16 protein-coding genes are annotated in these 22,272 nt (G+C 73.4%); 4 read left to right on the plus strand and 12 right to left on the minus strand.

Going from position 1 to position 22,272, the window contains the following annotated elements; translation table 11 throughout:
- Positions 1 to 97: 97 nt before the first annotated feature.
- Positions 98 to 2,107, plus strand: coding sequence for an acetoacetate--CoA ligase (locus FRAAL_RS24800; RefSeq protein WP_011606769.1), 2,010 nt, complete (start codon positions 98 to 100; stop codon positions 2,105 to 2,107).
- A 192-nt stretch (positions 2,108 to 2,299) separates the two neighbouring features.
- Here the strand turns inward: FRAAL_RS24800 and FRAAL_RS24805 are convergent, their stop codons facing one another.
- Positions 2,300 to 3,565, minus strand: coding sequence for an RNA polymerase sigma factor (locus tag FRAAL_RS24805; RefSeq protein ID WP_083866919.1), 1,266 nt, complete (start codon positions 3,563 to 3,565; stop codon positions 2,300 to 2,302).
- Positions 3,566 to 4,375: 810 nt separating this feature from the next.
- Between FRAAL_RS24805 and FRAAL_RS24810 the strand changes: the two genes are divergently transcribed.
- The gene (locus FRAAL_RS24810) at positions 4,376 to 5,713 is read left to right on the plus strand and encodes an MGH1-like glycoside hydrolase domain-containing protein (RefSeq protein WP_041939750.1); all 1,338 of its coding nucleotides are present in this window, start codon (positions 4,376 to 4,378) and stop codon (positions 5,711 to 5,713) included.
- 126 nt (positions 5,714 to 5,839) lie between these two features.
- Here the strand turns inward: FRAAL_RS24810 and FRAAL_RS24815 are convergent, their stop codons facing one another.
- The 3 genes from FRAAL_RS24815 to FRAAL_RS24825 all read right to left on the minus strand — a co-directional run bounded on the left by FRAAL_RS24815 (position 5,840) and on the right by FRAAL_RS24825 (position 10,799).
- Positions 5,840 to 8,878 (minus strand): vitamin B12-dependent ribonucleotide reductase, encoded by a 3,039-nt coding sequence (locus FRAAL_RS24815; protein ID WP_011606773.1) that lies wholly within the window; start codon positions 8,876 to 8,878, stop codon positions 5,840 to 5,842.
- 435 nt (positions 8,879 to 9,313) lie between these two features.
- Positions 9,314 to 10,108: a transcriptional regulator NrdR gene (nrdR, locus tag FRAAL_RS36440; RefSeq protein WP_041940983.1), complete on the minus strand. Its 795-nt coding sequence runs from the start codon at positions 10,106 to 10,108 to the stop codon at positions 9,314 to 9,316.
- Between the two features lie 385 nt (positions 10,109 to 10,493).
- Positions 10,494 to 10,799, minus strand: coding sequence for a LysM peptidoglycan-binding domain-containing protein (locus tag FRAAL_RS24825; RefSeq protein WP_011606776.1), 306 nt, complete (start codon positions 10,797 to 10,799; stop codon positions 10,494 to 10,496).
- A gap of 521 nt (positions 10,800 to 11,320) precedes the next feature.
- Between FRAAL_RS24825 and lexA the strand changes: the two genes are divergently transcribed.
- Positions 11,321 to 12,082 carry a transcriptional repressor LexA gene (gene lexA / locus FRAAL_RS24830; protein ID WP_011606777.1) on the plus strand — a complete coding sequence of 254 codons (762 nt, stop codon included), beginning with the start codon at positions 11,321 to 11,323 and terminating at the stop codon, positions 12,080 to 12,082.
- A 223-nt stretch (positions 12,083 to 12,305) separates the two neighbouring features.
- Here the strand turns inward: lexA and hflX are convergent, their stop codons facing one another.
- Positions 12,306 to 13,766 (minus strand): GTPase HflX, encoded by a 1,461-nt coding sequence (gene hflX, locus FRAAL_RS24835; protein WP_041939751.1) that lies wholly within the window; start codon positions 13,764 to 13,766, stop codon positions 12,306 to 12,308.
- Between the two features lie 437 nt (positions 13,767 to 14,203).
- Here hflX and FRAAL_RS24840 point away from each other — a divergent pair, with 437 nt between their 5' ends.
- Complete coding sequence (locus tag FRAAL_RS24840; protein WP_157892215.1) at positions 14,204 to 15,103, plus strand: helix-turn-helix transcriptional regulator; 900 nt, start codon at positions 14,204 to 14,206, stop codon at positions 15,101 to 15,103.
- Here the strand turns inward: FRAAL_RS24840 and FRAAL_RS24845 are convergent.
- The 7 genes from FRAAL_RS24845 to miaB form a co-directional block, all read right to left on the minus strand.
- Positions 15,028 to 15,438 (minus strand): VOC family protein, encoded by a 411-nt coding sequence (locus FRAAL_RS24845; protein ID WP_011606780.1) that lies wholly within the window; start codon positions 15,436 to 15,438, stop codon positions 15,028 to 15,030. The two genes, FRAAL_RS24840 and FRAAL_RS24845, sit on opposite strands and share 76 nt — an antisense overlap.
- Before the next feature lie 89 nt (positions 15,439 to 15,527).
- Positions 15,528 to 16,634, minus strand: coding sequence for a diaminopimelate epimerase (dapF, locus tag FRAAL_RS24850; RefSeq protein ID WP_011606781.1), 1,107 nt, complete (start codon positions 16,632 to 16,634; stop codon positions 15,528 to 15,530).
- 129 nt (positions 16,635 to 16,763) lie between these two features.
- A complete protein-coding gene (locus FRAAL_RS24855; protein ID WP_011606782.1) occupies positions 16,764 to 17,654 on the minus strand; it encodes an EAL domain-containing protein in 891 nt (296 codons plus the stop codon).
- A 108-nt stretch (positions 17,655 to 17,762) separates the two neighbouring features.
- A complete protein-coding gene (gene miaA, locus FRAAL_RS24860; RefSeq protein ID WP_050997244.1) occupies positions 17,763 to 18,698 on the minus strand; it encodes a tRNA (adenosine(37)-N6)-dimethylallyltransferase MiaA in 936 nt (311 codons plus the stop codon).
- Positions 18,699 to 18,769: 71 nt separating this feature from the next.
- On the minus strand, positions 18,770 to 19,642 hold the full coding sequence (locus tag FRAAL_RS24865; RefSeq protein ID WP_050997245.1) for an alpha/beta fold hydrolase: 873 nt from the start codon (positions 19,640 to 19,642) through the stop codon (positions 18,770 to 18,772).
- Positions 19,643 to 19,655: 13 nt separating this feature from the next.
- The gene (locus FRAAL_RS24870) at positions 19,656 to 20,489 is read right to left on the minus strand and encodes a class III extradiol dioxygenase subunit B-like domain-containing protein (protein WP_011606785.1); all 834 of its coding nucleotides are present in this window, start codon (positions 20,487 to 20,489) and stop codon (positions 19,656 to 19,658) included.
- Entirely contained in the window at positions 20,486 to 21,979 is a 1,494-nt protein-coding gene (gene miaB, locus FRAAL_RS24875; RefSeq protein WP_011606786.1) for a tRNA (N6-isopentenyl adenosine(37)-C2)-methylthiotransferase MiaB, read from the minus strand. Before miaB ends, FRAAL_RS24870 begins: the two co-directional genes overlap by 4 nt.
- Positions 21,980 to 22,272 lie beyond the last annotated feature (293 nt).

The raw sequence follows: 22,272 nt of genomic DNA on the forward strand, positions 1-22,272 counted from the left end.
CGTGGCAGCAGACGGACCCGTGGCAGCAGACGGAACGGCACCGCAGCGTCCGGTGCCGGCGGGCGCGGAGCACTCCGCGGCCGCCTCCTCGACCGGGGTGCGTCCCGGCACGCCGCTGTGGGAACCCTCCGCGCGGCGGGTCGAGCAGGCGGCGGTGACGAACTACCGCGGCTGGCTCGCCGCCGAGCGCGGCATTACCCTCGGCGACGAGGCGGCCCTGTGGGAATGGTCGGTCACCGAGCTCGGCCCCTTCTGGGAGTCGATCTGGGACTTCTGCGCGGTCGAGGGCGAGCGCGGCGACGGCCCGGCCCTCACCGGGACCGGGATGCCGGGCGCCGTCTGGTTCCTCGGCGCCCGGGTCAACTACGCCGAGAACGCGCTCACCCGGCGGGGTGGCGCGCCGGCGGTGATCGCCGTGCGGGAGGACGGCGCGACCGCGGTGGTCTCCTGGGATGAGCTGCGTCGCCAGGTCGCCCGCGCCGCGGCCGGCCTGCGCGCCCTGGGCGTCACCGAGGGCGACCGGGTCTGCGGGGTGCTGCCGAACACCGTCTACGCGACGGTGGCGATGCTCGCGGCCGCCAGCATCGGCGCGGTGTGGTCGTCCTGCTCGCCCGAGCTCGGCGCCACCGCCCTCACCGCCCGCTTCGCCCAGATCGCCCCGAAGGTACTCGTCGGCGTCGACGGCTACACCTACCGCGGCCAGAGTCACGACACCGTCGCCGCACTCGCCGCGCTCGCCGCCGACCTGCCCGGACTCGCCGCGACGGTCATCGTGCCCTACCTGGCGCCGGACGCGTTCGCCCGGGCCCGCGACGCGGGGCTGCCGGGCCTGCTCACCTGGGACGAGCTGATGGCGGCGGAGAACGCCGAGCTGGAGTTCACCCGGGTCGCCTTCGACGCGCCGCTGTGGATCCTCTACTCCTCCGGCACGACGGGACCGCCCAAGGCGATCGTGCACGGGCACGGCGGCATCCTGCTGGAGCACCTCAAGGCGCTGGCGCTGCACCTCGACCTCGGCCCCGACGACCGGTACTGCTGGTTCACCACGACCGGCTGGATGATGTGGAACTACCTCGTCTCCGGCCTGCTGGTCGGCGCGACGGTCGTGCTCTACGACGGCGCCGCCGGCCACCCGGCGCTCGGCACCCTGTTCGGCCTGGCCGAGGCGCTCGAGGTGACCTGCCTCGGCACGTCCGCGGCCTACCTGCAGTCCTGCCGCGACGCGGGCCTCGTGCCCCGCGACCATGCCGATCTGTCCCTGTTGCGCACCATCGGGTCCACCGGGTCGCCGCTGTCCGCCGCCGCCTACGCCTGGGTGTACGAGGCGGTCAGCCCGCAGGTGATGCTGACGTCGGTCAGCGGCGGCACCGACGTCTGCACCGCGCTGGCGGCCGGCCTGCCGACCATGCCGGTGCGCGCCGGGGAGATCGGCTCGCGGGCGTTGGGCTGCGCCGTGGCGGCCTTCGACGCCGACGGCAAGGAGGTCGTCGACGAGGTCGGCGAGCTCGTCGTGACCGCGCCGATGCCCTCGATGCCGCTGTTCCTGTGGGGTGATCCGGACGGCAGCCGGCTGCATGACAGCTACTACGCGACCTACCCCGGGGTCTGGCGGCACGGCGATCGGGTGCGGATCACGCCCGACGGCGCGGTCGTCGTCGAGGGACGGTCGGACGCCACCCTCAACCGCGGCGGGATCAGGATCGGCACCGGGGAGCTCTACAGCGTCGTCGAGGAGCTCGCCGAGGTCACCGACAGCCTCGCCGTGGACACCTCGGACGCCCCCGGCGGCGGGTTGCTGCTGTTCGTCGCCCTCGCCGAGCCGGGCCTCACCGCGGAGCTCGCGCAGCGGATCCGGCAGACGCTGCGCACCGAGCTCAGCCCGCGGCACGTGCCGGACCGGATCCTCGAGATCGCCGCGGTGCCGCGGACGCACACCGGCAAGAAGCTGGAAGTCCCGGTCAAACGGCTGCTCACCGGCGCGGCGCTGGCGGACGTGGTGAGCCTCGACGCGGTCGCCAACCCGCAGGCCCTGCTGGCCATCGCGGCCGCCGCCGAACAGGCCCGAGCTGCCACCGGCGAACGGGCCCGAGCGGCCGCCGGCGACTAGGCCTCGACCAGGCCTCGACCAGGCACGCGGCCACCACCGACAGCAAAGCCGGATCTTCGCTGGTCCCAGCGAAGATCCGGCTTCCATGGAACACCCGGCCACGCCGTCACCGGCGTGCCGTGCCCCCCGCGGGGGCTGCCACCCGTGGCCCTGTGCGCGCCCGCCGTGCCGGCGGTCTTCGGCCGCGAGCGGTCAGTCGAGAAACTCCCGCAGCCGGCCGGCGACGGCGGGCTTGCGCAGCTCACGCAGCGTGTCCCGCTCGATCTGGCGGATCCGCTCACGGGTGAGCCCGAGCCGGTTACCCACCTCGGCGAGGGTGTGCTGCTTGCCGTCGGCGAGGCCGAAGCGCAGCCGCATCACCTCCCGCTCCCGCGGGTTGAGGCCACCGAGGACGTTCTCGATCTCGTCCTGCATCGCGCCGTACGAGGCCGCGTCGGCGGGGGAGGTCGCGTCCGAGTCCTCGATGAAGTCGCCGAGCACGGAGTCGCCGTCGTCGCCGACGGAGGTCTCCAGGCTCACCGTGTCCTGCGCGTAACGGCGCAGCTCGACGACCTGCTCGATCGGCATGTCCAGCTCGAGGGCGAGCTCCTCGTCGGTCGGCTCGCGGCCGAGCGTCGAGACGAGCTGGCGCTGCAGCCGCGTGATCTTGTTGATCTGCTCGACCACGTGGACCGGGATCCGGATGGTCCGGGCCTGGTCGGCCAGCGCTCGGCCGATGGCCTGGCGAATCCACCAGGTCGCGTAGGTCGAGAACTTGTAGCCCTTGGCGTAGTCGAACTTCTCCACCGCGCGGATGAGCCCGAGGTTGCCCTCCTGGACCAGGTCCAGCAGGGTCATCCCGCGGCCGCTGTACTTCTTCGCGACGGAGACGACCAGGCGCAGGTTCGCCGAGACGAGCTGCTGCTTGGCGGCATGGCCGTCCTTCACCAGCAGGCCCAGGTCACGGCGGAGGTCCGCGGGCAGGTCGGGGTCGGACTCCAGCTTGTGCTCGGCGAAGAGACCGGCCTCGACCCGCTTGGAGAGCTCGACCTCCTGCGCGGCGTTGAGCAGCGGCACCTTCCCGATCTCGCGCAGGTACATGCGCACGAGGTCGGCGGTGCCGGCGTGCTCGGCGGTGGAGCGGGTGGCGGCGGTGACGTCGTCGGTCGTCTCCTCCTCTTCGAGGAGTTCGACGCCGGCGGCGCTCAGCTTGGCGATGAGCGCGGGCAGCAGCTCGAGGCCGATGTCCGCGGACTCGAGCGCGTCACGCAGCTCGGACCGGCTGATCTCGCCGGCCTCGCGACCGCGCGCGATGACCTCGGCGACGGCACTCACATCGAGTTCGTCGCCGTCATCGGGAACGGCGGCCAGCGAACGGCTGGGGGTACGGGCAGAGGCAGCGGACCGGCGAGTGCGCCGCGGGCTACGCGGGCGGTTCTCGTCGGTGCGCTCGGCAAGTTCCAGGGCAGGCAGCGTCATCAGTGGCAAATCCGATGGTCGGTGCGGGTGGGACGTCTGTTTCCGTGCACGTGGGAGGTAACGAACGAAGTCGCGGAACCATTCCCCGTGCAGGCGCACCCGGACATCAGCGATCGCCGGGCCTACCGGCAGTGTAGACCCATGCCCTCGAGACGCTGAACTCGCTGTCGCGAAGACTACCTGGCAGATCCCGTGGTGTGGCGCGTTCCGCGAACTATCTTGACCTTCTCGCGTGGCCAGACCCCCGTCGAGAGCCCAGATCCTGAACGTTGAGTACTCGACCACTCACCAGGTGTGAGGATTTTCGAGGGGCTGCCGTCCGCACCACATTTTCCGTCCAGTACCGCCATCGGGCGGCGTCGGTCATCCGACAATCCCGACAGTGCCGCCGCGTCTCCCCGATGCCCCCCCGATGCCTCCCGAGACCCCCTCGAGAACCGGCTCGGCAGCGTGGCCCGGACTCGGATCCGGCCGGATCGGCATATCCGTACCACCCACTCGGGCGGCACCCGGCGCCCGGCCTGTCTCACCCCGAGACCGCCACAGCGCCAGGAACCCCACAGCCCCGAGGCACCACAGCCCCGAGAGCACCACAGCCCCGAGAGCACCATGCCGGTGAGACCGGGACGCCCAGTGAGACCGCGACACCCGGTGAGACCGCGACGCCGCGACCGCCCGCGGTCCTGTCCTCGACCGCCGGTCGCCCGACGCATCCGGTCGGCCGCGGGGTGCCAACGAGGTTTTCGTTAGGCAGACCACACCAGGGGCACCCTCCCCTTGTGCACAGCGTGTGACGGCTACTCTCACACGATGTCCGTCCCCAGCCTCCCGGCAGAGCTGGCGGAGTTGCGCGAGACCGCGGTCTCCGTGCTGCGCGGCAACGACCTCGGCGACATCACGCGGCCGTCGCCGACGCTGTACCCACACCAGTGGCTGTGGGACTCCTGCTTCATCGCGATCGGGCTGCGCCATCTCGACCCGCAGCGCGCCGCCGCCGAGATCCTCTCCCTGCTGCGCGGGCAGTGGCCGAACGGCATGATCCCGCACGTGATCTTCGCGGAGACCACCGACTTCTACCATGCGGGTCCGCAGCGCTGGCGCTGCGATCGGGTGACGACCACCGCCGGCGGCGCGCAGAGCACCGGCGTCACGCAACCACCGATGATCGCCGAGGCCGCGGTCCGGGTCGGTGCCCTGATGTCCGACTCCGAACGCGGGGAGTTCTACCGCCGGCTGTTCCCCGGGCTGCTGCGCTTTCACCAGTGGCTCTACGACGAGCGCGACCCGGACGACGACGGTCTGGTGTCACTCGTTCACTCCTGGGAGTCCGGGATGGACAACACCCCGACCTGGATGGAGATCACCAGGCCGGTGGCGCCGCTGGGCGTGCGGGCGCTGCGGCGCATCAACGGCGACGATGCCCTGGACGCACTGCGCCGCGATTCCAAGGAGGTCCCCTCGGACGAGCGGCTCACCTCGGGCGACCTGTTCACGCTGTACCGGATCGTGCGCGAGCTGCGCCGGGCGCACTACAACTTCCGCGAGATTCGGCGGACCATCGTGCCGCTCGTGCAGGACGTGGCGTTCAACGCGATCCTGGTCCGCGCCAACGAGCACCTGAGCACCATCGCCGCCGAGATCGGCGAGGTCATCCCTGCCAGGTTGCGCCGGTCGGCGCGGCGCACCCGGGAGGCGATGGGGGAACTCGTCGTCGACGGCGTCTACTACAGCCGCGACTTTCGGACCCGGACCCTGCTACGCCACGAGACGATCGCCGGCCTGCTGCCGCTCTACGCCGGCGTCGTGCCCGAGGACCGCGTCGACGAGATGGTCAAGACACTCACCTCGCCGCGCTACTGGTCGCGCTTCGGCGTCGCGAGCGTCCCTCTGGACGACCCGAACGTCCTGCCCCGCTGCTACTGGCAGGGCCCCCTCTGGGTCAACATGAACTGGCTGATCGCCGACGGGCTGGAGCGCTACGGTCGGCTCGACGCCGCCGAGAACCTGCGCCGCAACACGGTCGACGTGATCGCCTCCTCCGGGGCGATGTTCGAGTACTACTCGCCACTCGACGGTTCGGGCGCCGGCAGCAACCGGTTCTCCTGGACCGCCGCGCTGCTCATCGACCTGCTCGCCGCCGAACGCTGATCTCCTGCGAGACGACAGCCCTGGTCGATGCCACCGCTGGTGGCAACGCGGCGGACCGTCATCGCCGGCTGGCCGGCCCGGCCGGCGGAACCCCTCCCGGCCGGGCCGCGGACCCCACCGGACCGCTCAGCTGCAGCCGCTGGTGGAGCCGCACTGCTCGCAGACGTAGCAGCTCCCCGCGGGGCGCATCGTCACCCCGCAGGTGAAGCACAGCGGCGCGTCGACGACCGTCTGGGCGAGCAGCGACTCGCCGGGCGTCGCCAGCCGCAGCTCGCGCGCCACGTGCGCGGGCCCGTGGCCGACAGCGACCCCGTTGCTGCCCGGCCCCGGACGGCTGGCCGGCGGCGCCGACCCGGCGCCGACCGGACCCGCGGCAGAACCCCCCACGGCAGAACCCGCCGCGGCTGAACCCACAGCCGAACCCGCGCCCGGCTCCGGGGCGTGCGCGCCGGGCAGCGCGTCCGCGAGTGGCCCGGCGGGCGCCTCGACGGGGTCGACGACCGCGTCGGCCTGCACTCCGTACCGGCCGTTGACCTCGCGGAGCCGTTCGGCCGCGGTGGAGATGCCGAGCTCGGCACGGCGGTCGGCGTCGAGGTAGTCCAGAGCCAGCCGGCGGAACAGGTAGTCCATGATCGACTGAGCGATCCGGACGTCCGGGTCGTCGGTCATCCCGGCCGGCTCGAAGCGCATGTTGATGAACTTGCTGACGTACGCCTCCAGCGGCACCCCGTACTGCAGGCCGATCGAGATGGCGATCGCGAAGGCGTCCATCACGCCGGCCAGCGTGGAGCCCTGCTTCGACATCTTGATGAAGACCTCGCCGAGGCCGTCGTCCGGGTAGGAGCCCGCGGTCAGGTACCCCTCCGCACCGCCGACGGCGAACGAGACCGTCTGCGACGGGCGGGTCTTCGGCAGCCGCCGGCGCACCGGCCGGTACTCGATCTCGGCGGCGGCGGTCCCGACGAGCGCGGTCCCGACGGGCGTGGGCGCGCCGGCCGGGGGCGCCGCCAGGGCCGCGGCGGTCGCGGCGCTCGCCGCGGCGTCCCGCTTCGCCCCCCGGACGTCGGACAGCGGCTGGCCGACCTTGCAGTTGTCCCGGTAGATCGCCAGCGCCTTCAGGCCCAGCCGCCAGCCCTCCAGGTAGATCTCCTCGACCTCCTCGACGGTCGCGGTCGAGGGCATGTTCACCGTCTTGGAGATCGCGCCGGACAGGAACGGCTGCACCGCGGCCATCATCCGCACGTGCCCCATCGGGGAGATGGCCCGCTCGCCGATCGCGCAGTCGAACACGTCGTAGTGCTCCGGACGCAGGCCGGGGGCGTCGACGACGTGGCCGTGCTCGGCGATGAACTCGACGATCGCCTCGAGGGTCTCCTCCGGGTAGCCGAGCGCGCGCAGCGCCGCCGGGACCGTCTGGTTGACGATCCGCATGCTGGCGCCGCCGACCAGCTTCTTCATCTTCACCAGGGCGAGGTCCGGTTCGATGCCGGTGGTGTCGCAGTCCATCGCCAGGCCGATCGTGCCGGTCGGGGCGAGCAGGCTCACCTGGGCGTTGCGCCAGCCGTGCTTGTCGCCCAGCGTCTGCGCCCGGGCCCACTCCTTGGACGCCGCGGCGAGGACCCGGGTGTCCTCGGTGTGCACGGACCGTACGGCGTCGTTCGCGGCGGAGTGCTTGCGCACCACCCGGCGGTGCGCGTCGGCGTTGCGGGCGAAGCCGTCGTAGGCGCCGACGATGCCGGCGAGCTCCGCCGAGCGCCGGTAGGCGGTGGCGGTCATCAGCGAGGTGATCGACGCGGCGAGCGCGCGGCCGCCGTCGGAGTCGTAGGCGCGGGCGCTGGCCATGAGCAGCGCCCCGAGGTTGGCGTACCCGATGCCGAGCTGGCGGTAGGCGCGGGTGACTGCGGTGATCTCCGGGGTCGGGAAGTCCGCGAAGCAGATCGAGATGTCCATCGCAGTGATGATCAGCTCGACCGCGGCGACGAACCCCTCGGCGTCGAAGGTCCGGTCCGGGCGCAGGAACGTCAGCAGGTTCAGCGACGCGAGGTTGCAGCTCGAGTTGTCCAGGTGCACGTACTCGCTGCAGGGGTTGGAGGCGCTGATCCGGCCGCTCTCGGGGCAGGTGTGCCAGTCGTTGATCGTGCCGTCGTACTGGATGCCGGGATCCGCGCAGGCCCACGCCGCCTCGGCGATGGTGCGGAACAGCCCCTTGGCGTCGATCGTCTCGATGGTCCGACCGTCGAGGCGGGCCCGCAGGTCGAAGCTGCTCCCATCGACGACCGCGCGCATGAACTCGTCGGTGACCCGGACCGAGTTGTTGGCGTTCTGGTACTGCACGGAGGCGATGTCCCGCCCGCCGAGGTCCATGTCGAACCCGGCGTCCCGCAGTGCCCGGATCTTGTCCTCCTCCCGGGCCTTCGTCTCGACGAACTCGACGATGTCCGGGTGGTCGACGTCGAGCACGACCATCTTCGCCGCCCGCCGGGTCGCCCCACCCGACTTGATCGTGCCCGCCGACGCGTCCGCGCCGCGCATGAAGCTCACCGGGCCGGAGGCCGTGCCGCCGGAGGACAGCAGCTCCTTCGAGGAGCGGATGCGGGACAGGTTGAGCCCGGCCCCCGAGCCGCCCTTGAAGATCAGCCCTTCCTCGCGATACCAGTTGAGAATCGACTCCATAGTGTCATCAACTGAAAGGATGAAACACGCGGAGACCTGCTGGGGGGCTGGGGTTCCGACGTTGAACCAGACCGGGGAGTTGAAGCTGAACACCTGGTGAAGCAGCATCCAGGTCAGCTCGTGCTCGAAGATCTCGGCGTCGGCGTCGGTGGCGAAGTAGCCGTGCTCGCGGCCGGCGGTGCCGTAGGCGCGCACGACCCGGTCGATGAGCTGGCGCAGGGAGGACTCCCGGCCCGGCGTGCCCAGCGCCCCGCGGAAGTACTTGCTCGTCACGATGTTCGACGCGTTGACCGACCAGGATTCGGGGAACTCCACCCCGCGCTGTTCGAAGTTGACCGAGCCGTCCCGCCAGTTGGTCATGACGACGTCCCGGGTCTCCCAGGTGACCTCGTCGTACGGGTGGACGCCGGCGGTGGTGCGCGAGCGCCGGATCTTCAATCCGCTCGCCCTGGCCGCAGACCTGCCCGCCTTCGTGCCGCGACTTTCGGTCATGACGCTCCTCGTCCTGTCTTCTCATCGGCGCGCGCTGGCGCACTGGTGGTGGCATCCCCGCCCGGGCCCGGTCCACTGCATGCGTGGACGGCGGACCGCGGGCGAATCGGCGTGCCGGCCGAGCCGAACCCCGGGGTCAACCGGTCCGGCGGGAGCGGCACGCATGGCGAACACACCGACCCCGGCGGCCCGACTCCCATCCCGGCGCCCGTCCGGCCACGGACACGGCCAGGTGGGGGACGGCCGGGACACGCGAAACCGGGTCGCCGCGACCGGGCCGCGCGGGCATCGAGTAACGCGGAATCGGGTCACACGGGTTCGGACGCCCACGCCGGCCGGGTCAGGTCGTCCCGTGCGCGCGGGAACGGGCCGGCGGGGCGGCGATGCTGCTGGTGGGACGGGCGGGCGGGGCCTGCGCGGCCCGGCGGCGGCCCGTCAGGTGCGGGTGGCCGAGGCGCCGCGCGCCCGGCCGACCTCGTACTCCCCCGTACTCGGCTCGGCCCGGCCGAGGCCGCCCTCGACGATGTTCAACGGGTTCCCGCCGCTGCGGCGGCCCGGGGTCTCCGGGTGCTCGCGAACGGCGGCGAGCATGTCCCGGCCTGGGCGGCCGGGGCGTGAGGTGTCCGAGTCGACCCGCCGGCCACCGGACGGGGGGCTGTCGGGGCCGGCCCGCTGCATCGGGTCCGCCGGGTCGGTGAACGCCCCACCGGTGTGGCGGCCGGCCGGGCCCCCCAGCTCGTCGAGATCGTCGAGGTCGTCCGGCTCGGCGCCGCGGCGGGTACCGGACGTCTCGGCCCGCAGCGCCGCGATCGCGTTCTCGAAGTCGCCGAGCGACTCGAAGGCCAGGTACACCGAGGCGAAACGGAGGTAGGCCACCTCGTCGAGCTCGCGGAGCGGGCCGAGGATCGCCCGGCCGATCGCCTCCGCGGGGACCTCCGCCGAGCCCGAGGAGCGCACGGCATCCTCCACGCGCTGGGCCAGCAGAGCAAGATCATCGTCGCGCACCGGCCGGCCCTGGCACGCCTTGCGCACGCCGGTGATCACCTTGGCGCGGCTGAAGGGCTCCGCCACGCCGCTGCGCTTGAGCACCCGCAGCGACGCCTCCTCCATGGTGGTGAACCGGCGACCACACGACAGGCAGGATCGCCGCCGCCGAATCGCCGAGCCCTCTTCGGCCTCCCGGCTGTCGACGACACGGCTGTCCGGATGCCGGCAGAACGGGCATCGCACGCGATACGCCTCCTTCGTCCGGTCCGGCGCGGACCACCCGGCGCGGCGGGACGACGAGCCGGGAGCCGGCCCACGCCCGAGCACCGGCCAAGCCGTCCTGTGGACGGCCGCCCGCACCTCTGTGGAAAGCCTGTGCATCAACCTGTGGATGACTTACGCCCTCGTAAGCACCAGATGTTGTGTCCAACCTAGCGCACAACCCCAGTGATGGGGACACCGGCCCCCCCGCGTGTCACACCGGGACATCAGCCCGCGGGGGCGCGACAACCCTGCGCGAGGGCGCCTCACCCGCCCGCTGCCGCCGGAGACCGGCCCGTCACGGCGACGAGCCGCCGAGCGCCGGCCGGGATCAGACGGTGGCGGAGTGGACCGCCCGACCGGCGGGTCAGCCCAGCACCAGGAACTGGCCGGGGGTGAGCTCGACCGAGGGGAGATGGTTGATCCGCATCAGCCGATCCACGACGACACGGGTGTCGGCGTCGGGGTCGAGCGCAACGGCGATCTCCCACAGCGTCTCTCCGGCGAGCACCAGGTGACCCCGCGGCGGCTCGCCGGACCACGCGATCGAGGCGCGCGGCAGGACGCCCACCAGCACCGCGGCGAGGGCCAGCGCGACGACGGCGACCACGACAACCCGGCCGCGGCGGGTCAGCCGCAGCGGCGGCAGCGGCTCGCCGGCGCCACGGCGCACCGCCGACCGAGAGACCGGCGAGCGAGAAACCGGTGAACGAGACAGGCACGCCCCCGGAACCGGCCTCCCGGCACCGACCCCGGCGGCCGGCCGGGCCACTCGCACCCGCGCCGGACCGCCCGCCGGCCATCTCCCGGCCCGGCGCGCCGCCCGTTCCCGGGCAGCCGCCAGATCGACCACCTGCGTGGTGTGCGCGCTGTGCACGGCTTCCTCCCCAGGCACCCCGAACCAGGTCGCGGACGCCACGAACTCCCGTTCGATCGAACTCCTGATCGATTGTCGCACCGGAGACCCGCCAGGAAAAGGGACACGCTCGAACAGACGTTTGAGATTCCGCGACCGGGCGGTTACCGTCGAGACGATCAGGTTTGCACCGGGCGGTTTCCCCCGGTCGCGGACAGCCGGGTGCCGTGGGGGGTGCCGGTCTCGCCGGGCGAGGCCGTCAGCCGCGCGCACGTCCGGCGCGCGGCCGCGCGGCGACCAACCGGCGACGGAGTAGGCGACGAGGAGAGCGGTAGGCGATGACCAGCCAAGGCAGGGGTACACGCCGGGGCGGGGCCCGCGGCAACGTGCGGGCCTTTCCCGAAAACCCCGCGGACGCAGCCGGCCTGACCCCCCGGCAGCGCAAGGTGCTCGAGGTCATCCGGGCCGAGGTGGAACGGCGCGGGTACCCGCCCAGCGTGCGGGAGATCGGGGAGGCGGTGGGGCTGACCAGCACGAGCAGCGTGGCGCATCAGCTCAAGGTGCTGGAGGAGAAGGGCTACCTGCGCCGGGACCCGAACCGTCCGCGGGCCATGGAGGTGCTCAGCCCCGACCGGCCACGGCGCAAGGCCGATTCCGGCGCGGCGGCTGTCGTGTCGACGTTCCCGGGCGCCGCGGCGGCGCCGGCCGGGGTGGGCGGCGAGGGGTCCGCGGCCTACGTGCCGGTCCTCGGGCGGATCGCCGCCGGCGGGCCGATCCTGGCCGAGCAGGCGATCGAGGACGTCTTTCCCCTGCCGAAGGAGATCGTCGGCGAGGGCACTCTGTTCCTGCTCCGGGTCGTCGGCGAGTCGATGATCAATGCAGCGATCTGTGACGGCGACTGGGTGGTGGTGCGCCAGCAGCCGGTCGCGGACAACGGTGAGATCGTCGCCGCGATGATCGACGGCGAGGCGACGGTCAAGCGCCTACGGGTCCGCGACGGGAAGATCTGGCTGCACCCGGAGAATCCGACGTTCAGCGACATCCCCGGCGAGGAGGCGACGATCCTCGGGCGGATCGTCGCCGTGCTGCGCCGGATCTGACCGTGGACGGCCGGCCGCGCGAGGCGGCCGGCCGGTTCGGCTGCCACGAACCGCGGGACAGGTGCCACCGGCCGTGCCGTGCCCGTCGGCGGCGGGTCAATGCCGGTCCCGACAGCCCCGGTCCCGACAGCCCCGGTCCCGACAGCCTCGGTCCCGAGGGAACAGGGCTGACGGGCCAGGGCTGGGGGAATGGGTCAGGGCTGAGGGCAGGTCAGGGCTGGGATCAGGGCTGGAAGGCGTGCAGTTCCGCGGCGAGCGACGGGGACACCCTCGCGAGCAGGCGGGTGCCGTCCGCGGTGTGCTCCAACTCGAGCACCTCGCCGTGGGCGTGCACCCGTGAGACGAGATCGCCCCGCGTGTAGGGGACGAGGACCTTCATCTCCACGTCGGGGTGGGGAACCCGGGCGCACAGGGCGTCGACGAGCGCGGTCAACCCCTCCCCCGTGCGCGCCGAGACGAAGACAGCGTCGGGCGCGAGCTGGCGCAGGCCGGCGAGGACGGTCGGCTCGGTGGCGTCAACCTTGTTCACGACAATCAACTCGGCAACGTTGCCCGCGTCGATGTCGTTGAGCACCTCGCGCACCGCGGAGATCTGGGCGGCCGGGTCGGGAGCGGAGCCGTCGACGACGTGCAGGATGAGGTCCGCGTCGGCGACCTCCTCCAGGGTCGAGCGGAACGCCTCGACGATCTGGTGCGGCAGGTGCCGGACGAAGCCGACCGTGTCGGTGAGGGTGAACGCCCGGCCGTCCGGCAGGGTCGCGCGCCGCACGGTCGGGTCCAGCGTGGCGAACAGCGCGTCCTCGACGAGGACGCCGGCGCCGGTGAGACGGTTGAGCAGCGATGACTTGCCGGCGTTGGTGTAGCCGGCGATCGCCACCGCGGGCACCTCGCCGCGCCGGCGAGCCGACCGCTTCGTCTCCCGCACGGTCGCCATCCCGGCGAGCTCCCGGCGCAGGCGTGCCATCCGGGCGCGCAGTCGCCGGCGGTCCGTCTCGATCTTCGTCTCGCCGGGTCCACGGGTCCCGATGGGGGCACGTCCGCCGCCGCTGGCCGCAGCGCGGGACATCGACTCACCCCAGCCACGCAGGCGGGGCAGCATGTACTGGAGCTGGGCGAGCTCGACCTGAGCCTTGCCCTCCCGGGACGTCGCGTGCTGGGCGAAGATGTCGAGGATGAGCGCCGTCCGGTCGATGACCTTGACCTTGACGACCTCCTCGAGCTGGCGCAGCTGGCCCGGGGTGAGCTCGCCGTCGCAGATCACCGTGTCCGCGCCGGTCGCGGCGACGACCTCGGCGAGTTCGCGGGCCTTGCCGGACCCGACATAGGTCGACGCGTCCGGCCGGTCGCGACGCTGCACGAGCGCGTCGAGCACGACCGAACCCGCCGTGGTCGCGAGGGCGGCGAGCTCCGCCATGGAGGCCTCGGCCGACCGCAGCGAACCCGACGTCCACACTCCGATGAGGACGACCTGCTCCAGCCGAAGCTGGCGGTACTCGACCTCGGTGACGTCGTCGAGCTCGGTGGCCAGCCCGGGCACACGGCGCAGTGCCGCGCGCTCCTCCAGGTCGAAGCCGTCTCCCGAATCGTCATAGAAACCCGAGAGGTACGCCGAATCCGCATCGGCGAGGTCGATGAGGGATCTGTCGAAAGTGGACGCCGTCAGGGCGTCGGCAGGAAGAGTCATACCATCCGTTCTCAACGCGGCTCGCTGCCGCGAGATTCCGCGCCGCTTCGTCCGGCCAGGTCACGCGCGGGTTCCGGCGACCTGATGAGGTCCGCGACAGGGGCCGGCGCGGGCGTCGGTCGCTGCCTTGCGGATTCATCCCGTCTCCGACCAGGGTCCCACGCCGCCATGACGATCGCGAACGGTTTCCGGGTTGGCATGCCGTGGCCTTCACATCGGCCGGCACAGGCACCCGGAACGGGGCATGGGCGCCCAGACAGCGCAACGGACCCTCGGCGGCCACCTCACCGCGCTGCGGGCGCCCTGGCCTCGCCGACCTGACGCAAAGCGCTCCCGTGCACCACTGTCGTGACCGCGGGTCGACAAGCCCCCGGCACGAGGTAGACGCCCCGTTCGGGGCGCCCCGAACGGGACGTCGGCCGCGTACCGTCGACGCCGTGTACCGGGAACGACCGGCGACCCGGCTGCCGGCCACGATCTGGTCCGCGCACGGCCCGTCCGGGCCTGCCGGCGGCCTCGATCAGGCGGGGGCCGACCCGCTGCGGCGACGCCTGCCAGCGGGTGGCCCGGCCCCCGACGGGCGGGTGGCGCAGGTCCACCGGATCCTGCCCGACGGCTGCATCGACATCATCTGGAGCTCCGACGGCCGACTGATCGTCGCCGGCCCGGACACGGTCGCCACGCTCGCGAGCTGGGCGCCGGGGGTGCGCCACCTCGGCCTGCGCTTCGATCCCGGGTGCGGTCCGGCCCGGCTCGGGGTGCCCGCCGCGGAGCTGCGCGACCGCCGCTCGGAGCTTGCCGACCTGTGGGGCGCGGGGCCGGCTCGGCGACTCGCCGAGCGGCTCGCCGACGCGGGCGACCCGGCGTGGGTGCTCGAGACGTGCGTTGCCGCCCGTCCCCGCCACCCGGCACTGGGCGATCCGCTCATGCCGACGATCGTCGCCGGCATCCGGGCCGGATTGCCGGTGGCCGAGGTGGCGCGGGCAGCCGCGCTCAGCGAACGTCAGCTCCTGCGCCGCTGCCGGCAGATGTTCGGGTATGGCCCGAAGACACTCGCCCGCATCCTGCGGCTGCAGGACGCGCTGCGCTCGGCGCGGGCCGGCCGGCGCCTGGCGGTGGTGGCCGCCGACGCCGGCTACGCCGATCAGGCCCATCTGGCCCGGGAGGTGCGTGCCCTGGCCGGCGTCACGCTGACCAGCCTGCTGGACCCCCCGCCGAGGCCCCGGAGGACGGCGGGGGACAAGCCTGCCGGTTCTTGCGGTCAGGCAGTCGCGACGGCGGGTAGCGGGGCGAACAGGTCGACGTGGTTGCCGTCCGGATCGAGGACGGTCGCGTAGCGCTGGCCCCAGAAGGCGTCCCAGGGCGGCAGGTGGCCGGGGTGGCCGGCGGCGAGCAGGTCGGCGTGGAGCGCGTCCACCTCGGCGGGACTGTCACAGGCGAAGGCCAGGGTCACCCGCCCGGCGCCGCCGGTGGCCGGCGACCAGTCCGGGTCGAAGGAACGGATCGTCTCCTCGGTGTCGAAGGCCAGGCGCAGCCCGCCGGGCAGGGACACCTCGACGTGCGGTTCGGCGTCGGCGCCGGCCGGCGGGTCGAGCCCGAGCAGGCGGTAGAAGGCCAGGCTGCGGCCCATGTCGGCGACGATCAGGCCGATGAGACTGAACGTGGATGGCATGACCGCACCGTAGGACGTCGCAGGCCAGGCGGTCTTGTCGAAAACGGACGTCGCCGTCGGCGGACACGCCCGAGGTCCGCCGGAGCGGATCAGCGGCCGGAGGAGCCGGGCAGTCCGGCGGCCGCCAGGATCTCGGTGGCGTCGGCGACCCCGGCCACGTCCGCGCTCGCGGCCGCGCCCTGCCCGCCCGGGTCCGCCGGGCCCAGGGTGGCCGGGCCCAGGCTGGCCGGGCGCAGCACACCGTCGTAGACCAGCTCGGCCGGTCCCCGCAGCAGCACGGTGCCGGGACGCCAGACGACCACCAGGCCGCCGCCCGGGACGTCGACCTCGACCTCGACCTCGACCGCCGACGGCGCCGCGCCGGCGCCGTGGCGCACCCCCGACACAGCCGACGGGCGGACGCCCGCCGCCGCGCTTTGCCCCGGCTCGGCGTCAGGCGCGGGCTCGGAGGCGAGGGCAGATCCGGGGGTGGGACGCAGACCCTGGCGGGCGGCCCAGGCCACCGCGACCGCGCAGGCACCGGTGCCGCAGGAGGCCGTCTCCCCGACCCCGCGTTCGTAGACCCGCATGGCGACCCCACCCGGCCGCTCGACGACGATCTCGACGTTCACCCCGTCCGGGAAGTCCACCGGGGAGAACGCGGGGGGGCGGGTCAGGTCGAGATCGCGCAGCGCGGGCACGTCGAGATCGTCGGCGAAGCAGACCGCGTGCGGGTTGCCCATCGACACCCCGACCGCCGTGAAGTCGCGCTCGGCGACGGTCACCGCCGACCCGGCCCCGGCAGACAGCCTCGGCGGCCCCATGTCGACCGTGACGTCCCCCGCGGCCGGCACCTCCACGAGGCGCAGGCCGGCGCGGGTCGCGATGGTGAAGCGGCCGGGCTGGGCGTAGCCGGCGGCGACCAGGTAGCGGGCGAACACGCGGGCGCCGTTGCCGCACATCTCGGCGACGGACCCGTCGGCGTTGCGGTAGTCCATGAACCAGCGGGCGGCCCCGGCGAGGGGGGCGACCTCGGGGACGGCGGCGGACAGCACGACCCGCAGCACGCCGTCCGCGCCGACGCCGGTGCGCCGGTCGCACAACGCACGGACCAGGTCCGCGGTGAGCTCGAGGTCGCCGTCCGGGTCGGGCAGCACGACGAAGTCGTTGCCCGTGCCATGGCCCTTGACGAAGCGCAGCTCCCGGTCGTCCCGCACGAGGCGATCGTACGGCGCGACAACCCAGGCCGCCGAGCCGCCCGGGCCGATGGGGCCGCCCGGGCCGATGGGGACGATGGGGACGATCAGCGGATCAACCGTTCAGGTCGATCACACCGACGCCGCGACTCATCCCCCGGCGGCGCGCACCCACTCCCCCATCCGGTCGTCGGTCCGCGCCGGCGGCCTGTACCAGCGGTCCGGGCGGCCCCGCCCCAGCGCGATCATCCGGGCGTCCTCCACCGGGACCGGCGGGCAGAACACCGGCCCGATCGCCCGGTCGCAGCCGAGCTCGACCACCCGGGCGGCCAGCCGGGCGGTGTCCACGCCGTCGGCGACCACGGTGAGCCTCCGCTGGTGAGCCAGCCGGGCGATCGCCGCGACGACGGCCTCCCCCTCCAGGTCGCGCATGGTCGCCCGCAGGAAGACGCCGTCGAGCTTGACGAGGTCCAGCGGCAGCAGGTCGAACATCGCCAGCGACCCGAACCAGGTGCCGAACGACTCGACGGCGATCGCGACGCCGAGGCCGCGCAGCCGCTCCAGCAGGCGGGGCACCACCGGCGCGGCGAGCCCGAGGTCGCGCTCGCTGAACTCCAGGCCGATCGCCCCCGCCGGCAGCAGCCGGCCGGAGAGCAGCCGGTCGACCTCGGCGACGAAGGCGGGGCTGGCGAGCTGGCGGCCGTCGACGTTGACCCACAGCCGGGGCGGGCGGATCGGCGTGCCCACGGCCATCCGGTGCCAGGTGCGCGCCTCCGTCACCGCCATCCGCAGGACCCACTGGTCGACCTGGTGGACGAGGCCGGCGGCGGCGGCGATCGGCATGAACTCCGCCGGGCCGAGCACGCCGCGCTCAGGATGCTGCCAGCGCGGGTGGGCTTCCATTCCCGGAACCGAGCCGTTACGCAGGTCCACCTCGGGTTGGAAATGCAATCGCAACGAGCCGTCGTCGAAAGCGGCGTAGAGGGCGGGAACGAGAGTCAGGTCGGGTGGGGAACCGGCAGCAGCGGAGGGCGCGGTCACATCGATCTCTCCAGACGCCGAGCGGGACCGGCCGCCGCACGCCGCGCGTCGGTGACGCCGTGGTTCGGCGCCGACCCGTCGCCCCGGAGCCGTTTGACCGATCACCCGTCAGAGCGAACCCACCAGCCGTAGCACCTGGGTGACATCCGGTTGGTCCAGCCAGACTATCCGCTCGTCCCGACGAAACCAGGACCTTTGCCGTCGGGCAAAGCGTCGCGTCGCGGTAATTGTGGCCTGCTTGGCCTCCTCGGCGGAGTCCATTGCTCCGTCGAACCAGGCGAGCAGCTGAGCGTATCCCAGCGCACGGGACGCCGTACGACCTTCCCGGAGGCCCATTTCCGCCAACCTTCGCACTTCGTCGGGAAAACCCGCGCCCCACATTCTCTCCACCCGTTCGACGATCCGTTCGTCGAGATCGGTCCGGTCGATCCCGATCTGGACGACGTCGTAGACGGAGCGATGCTCGGGCAGGGTGGCCTCGAAGGTTCCGGTCAGCTCGACGACCTCCAGCGCGCGCACGATGCGGCGACCGTTGGTGGGCAGGATCGCCGCCGCGGCCCGCGGCGCGAGCCGCGCCAGCTCGCCGTGCAGCGCCGGCGCCCCGCGGCTGGCCAGCTCCCGCTCCCAGCGCGCCCGCACGGCCGGATCGGTGCCCGGGAAGGTCAGATCGTCGAGGGCGGCGCGCAGGTACAGCCCCGACCCACCGACCAGCACCGGGGTCCGGCCCACCGCGAGCAGGCCGTCGATCACCCGTCGGGCGTCGGCCTGGAAGCTGGCGACGTCGGCGGCGCGGGTCACGTCCCAGACGTCGAGCAGATGGTGGGGCACCCCGCGGCGCTGCTCCAGCGGGACCTTGGCGGTGCCGATGTCCATCCCGCGGTAGAGCTGCATCGAGTCGGCGTTGACGACCTCGCCGCCGAGCGCGAGCGCCAGCTCGATGCCGAGATCGCTCTTGCCCGCGGCCGTCGGCCCCACCACCGCCACCACCGGTCCCGGTCCCGAACCCGACTCTGATCCCGACCCTGACCGCTCCCGCGTGCTCATCGCCCCGATCGTGCCACGCGCCGGCGCGGCATCGGCGCGCCCGCCCGATCGGCAGCCCTCGGCCCAGCCGGTCAGGCGGCTCCGGAGCTGGCCTCGGCGACGGCGGGCGCCGGCCGCCGCGCCGGCAGGCCCGACGACCGCCAGAAGCCGACCAGTGTGGCGACCAGCGCGTCCGGGGCGTCGGCCGCCGGGTCGTGGCGGGCACCCGGCAGCACCTCGTAGCGGGCCGCGAGCCGGCGGGCCATGTCGGCCTGCACGGCGGCCGGCCATCCGTCGTCGCTCTCACCGTGCGCGACGAGCACCGGCAGGCCCACGCCGCGGGCGACCGCCGCCAGCTCCGTGACCCGGTCGGGGGTGTCGAGCAGGTGCTGGGCGATCGCCATCAGGGCGGTCTGGTTGTGGGCGAAGAACCGTCGTCGCAGGAAGTCGGCCGTCGGCGCCGGCCGGGGCCGCTCCATGGCGTGCAGCGCCGCCCACACCGCGGCCGGCCCGCCCCGCTCCAGGACCAGCCGGATCGTGCGCAGCGCGGCCTGACGCCGCCCGACGATCCCGGCCGGTCCGGAGGACAGCAGGGTCAGCGTGCGGATCCGGCCGGGGTCGGCGATGACCGCCGCGCGGGCGACGAGGCCGCCGAAGCTGTGCCCGACCAGGTGCACGCCGTGCCCGCCCGGTGCGCCCGCCTGCAGGCCGAGCGCGCCGATCACACGATGCACGTCCTCGGCAAACGCCTCCAGGCTGTAGGCCGCGATCTCGTCGGGGCCGGGCGACTCGTGCTGGCCCCGCTGATCGAGCGCCGTCGCGGCAAAGCCCGCGGCGGCCACCGCCGGCATGATCGGCAGAAAGTCCTCCTTGCTCGCCGCGTAGCCCGGCAACAGCAGAACCGCCGGGGCGTCCACCGACCCGCACCGCAGCGCGGCCAGGCCGGCGACATCGGTCCGCCACACACCTGGCGGCAGCTCAGCCGGACTCCCTACCACCTTGCGCGACCCCCCGATTCCAAACGGCAACCAGATAGCCGACACCGTAGGGCGCGTCGTCATAGGTGAGCTCGCTGGACCAGGCTTCGGTTGGCGTGTCGTCCCGAGTCGCGGCGAGTAGCGCACCGGCGAGGACCTGCCACGAGGCCCGGCCGGCGGCCAGCAGCTCGGCCGCCAGCTCGGGATCGAGGTCGAGCAGCGCACCGGGATCGGGTCCGGCCAGGGCCGCCGCCGCGGCGGCGTCGAACGCCGCGGCGCGCTCGTCAAACCCCCCAGGCGCCTTCAGGGTGCGCCGCGCCGAGCCGTCCCCCATGACCAGCAGCGCGAGCCGCTGCCCGGGCCGGGCCTGCACGACGAGGCGTTCACCGAGGTCGGCCGCCTGCCGCGGGGAATGGCCGGCCGGCACCCCGAGCGCCGCGCGATCCCCGGACCAGCCGGCGCTCGCCAACAACCAGGCGCCGACGGTCAACGACAGAGGCAACGACGGCGCCACGGCGGCGGACGGCCCTGGGACCGGCGGCCCCGCGAACGGCGGCCCTGCGAACGGCGGCCCTGCGAACGGCGGGCCGGCGGGGGGCGGCCCGAGCGGCACGCGCAGGTCCACGCCGAAGCCGGCGAGCGATCCGGCCGACTCGGACCCGAAGCGCGTCTCGGCCGGTGCGTCCCCGACGACCACGATGCCGTCCGGCCGCGCGGCGCACAGCCGCCGCACCGCGTCCACGGCGGCGGCGCGGGCGTGGACCTGCTCACCGCGGCCGACCTCGGGGACCAGCAGCGGCGGGTGCGGGCAGACGGCCGCGGCGACGAGGGTCACCGACGGCCCGGACTCGGCGCCGGGCCCACCGACGGCATGCCGAGGGCGACGGTCTGCCGGGCCGCCGTGGTGCCGGCACCGTCGCCGGCGGCGGGCACGGGGGCGGTGCGGGCGAGTTCCCAGGCGTCACCCGCGCGGGTGCGGCGGTGGGACAGCAGCGGACCGTCGGCCGTCAGATGATGCGGCGCCGCCCGTGTCACCACGGTCTCCACGACGTCACCGGGCCGTGCCGCAAGTCCCGCACCGGCCCGGAAGTGCACGAGACGACCGTCGCGCGCCCGGCCGGACAACCGGCCGGTGGCGTCGTCCTTGCGACCCTCGCCCTCCGCGACGAGCAGCTCGACCCGCCGGCCCACCAGCTCGCGGTTCTGCGCCCAGGAGACCTCGTCCTGCAGCGCGACCAGGCGGGCGTACCGCTCGGCCACGGTGGTCCGGTCGATCTGGCCGTCCATCGTCGCCGCCGGGGTTCCCGGACGCGGGGAGTACTGGAAGGTGAAGGCCCCGGCGAAGCGCGCCTGGCGCACCACGTCAAGGGTGTCGGCGAAGTCCGCCTCGGTCTCGCCGGGGAAGCCGACGATGATGTCGGTGGTGATGGCCGCGTCGGGCATCGCCGCCCGCACCCGCTCGACGATGCCGAGAAACCGGTCCCGCCGGTAGGAGCGGCGCATCCGGCGCAGCACGTCGTCCGAGCCGGACTGCAGGGGCATGTGCAGCTGGTGGCAGACGTTGGGCGTGGCGGCCATCGCCTCGATGACGTCGTCGGTGAAGTCCCGCGGATGCGGCGAGGTGAAGCGCACCCGCTCCAGGCCGTCGACCCGGCCGCAGGCGAGGAGAAGCTTGGCGAACGCCCCCGGGTCGCCGAGCGAACGGCCGTAGGAGTTCACGTTCTGCCCCAGCAGGGTGATCTCCAGCGCTCCCTCGCCGACGAGCGCCTCGACCTCGGCCAGCACGTCGCCCGGCCGGCGGTCGCGCTCGCGGCCGCGCAGGCTGGGCACGATGCAGAAGGTGCAGGTGTTGTCGCAGCCCACGCTGATGCTGACCCAGGCCGAGTGGTGGCTGGCCCGCCGCGTCGGCAGCGAGCTGGGAAACACCTCCAGCGCCTCGGCGATCTCCAGCTCGGCGGCGGCGTTGTGCCGGGCCCGTTCCAGCAGCACCGGCAGGCGATGCAGGTTGTGGGTGCCGAAGACGACGTCGACCCAGGGCGCCCGGTCGAGGATCGTCGAGCGGTCCTTCTGCGCCAGGCAGCCCCCGACGGCGATCTGCATCCCCGGGTGGCCCTTCTTCACCGGGACGAGCTGGCCGAGGTTGCCGTACAGCCGGTTGTCGGCGTTCTCCCGCACCGCACAGGTGTTGAACACGACGACGTCGGCCTCACTGCCGGGGGGGGCCGGAACGTAGCCGGCGGACTCGAGCAGTCCGGAGAGCCGTTCGGAGTCGTGAACGTTCATCTGGCACCCGAACGTGCGTACCTCGTAGCTGCGGCCCGTCACGTCAACCAGCCTACGGCGCGTCGCTCGCGGCCAGGTGGGCGACCGGCGCCCCGCCAGGCCGGACCGCCGGGCCGGGTCGACCGCACCGCGACGTCGCCCGGAGGGACGTGGACCCCCGAATCCATGTCGTTAAATATACAGATTCGCGGTCTTCGACGGCCCGTCGCGTATCATCCGCGAATGTCGCCGCAACGGTCCGGAAACGCTGGCGCAGCGGCCGTCCACCTGTCCGGCCCACGACAATCCGCGCGCCTGGCCCGTCCGTCCCGGATCCGCCGGGATGCTCGGTCCAC

Source organism: Frankia alni ACN14a (assembly GCF_000058485.1).
GTDB lineage: Bacteria > Actinomycetota > Actinomycetes > Frankiales > Frankiaceae > Frankia > Frankia alni.

What these genes read in the sequence shown, in the direction of transcription:
- hflX (WP_041939751.1), bottom strand. Translation starts at nt 13,766, where the DNA reads ATGACTCTTCCTGCCGACGCCCTGACGGCGTCCACTTTCGACAGATCC.
- lexA (WP_011606777.1), top strand. Translation starts at nt 11,321, where the DNA reads ATGACCAGCCAAGGCAGGGGTACACGCCGGGGCGGGGCCCGCGGCAAC.
- FRAAL_RS24815 (WP_011606773.1), bottom strand. Translation starts at nt 8,878, where the DNA reads ATGACCGAAAGTCGCGGCACGAAGGCGGGCAGGTCTGCGGCCAGGGCG.
- FRAAL_RS24810 (WP_041939750.1), top strand. Translation starts at nt 4,376, where the DNA reads ATGTCCGTCCCCAGCCTCCCGGCAGAGCTGGCGGAGTTGCGCGAGACC.
- FRAAL_RS24805 (WP_083866919.1), bottom strand. Translation starts at nt 3,565, where the DNA reads ATGACGCTGCCTGCCCTGGAACTTGCCGAGCGCACCGACGAGAACCGC.
- FRAAL_RS24845 (WP_011606780.1), bottom strand. Translation starts at nt 15,438, where the DNA reads ATGCCATCCACGTTCAGTCTCATCGGCCTGATCGTCGCCGACATGGGC.
- miaA (WP_050997244.1), bottom strand. Translation starts at nt 18,698, where the DNA reads ATGAGCACGCGGGAGCGGTCAGGGTCGGGATCAGAGTCGGGTTCGGGA.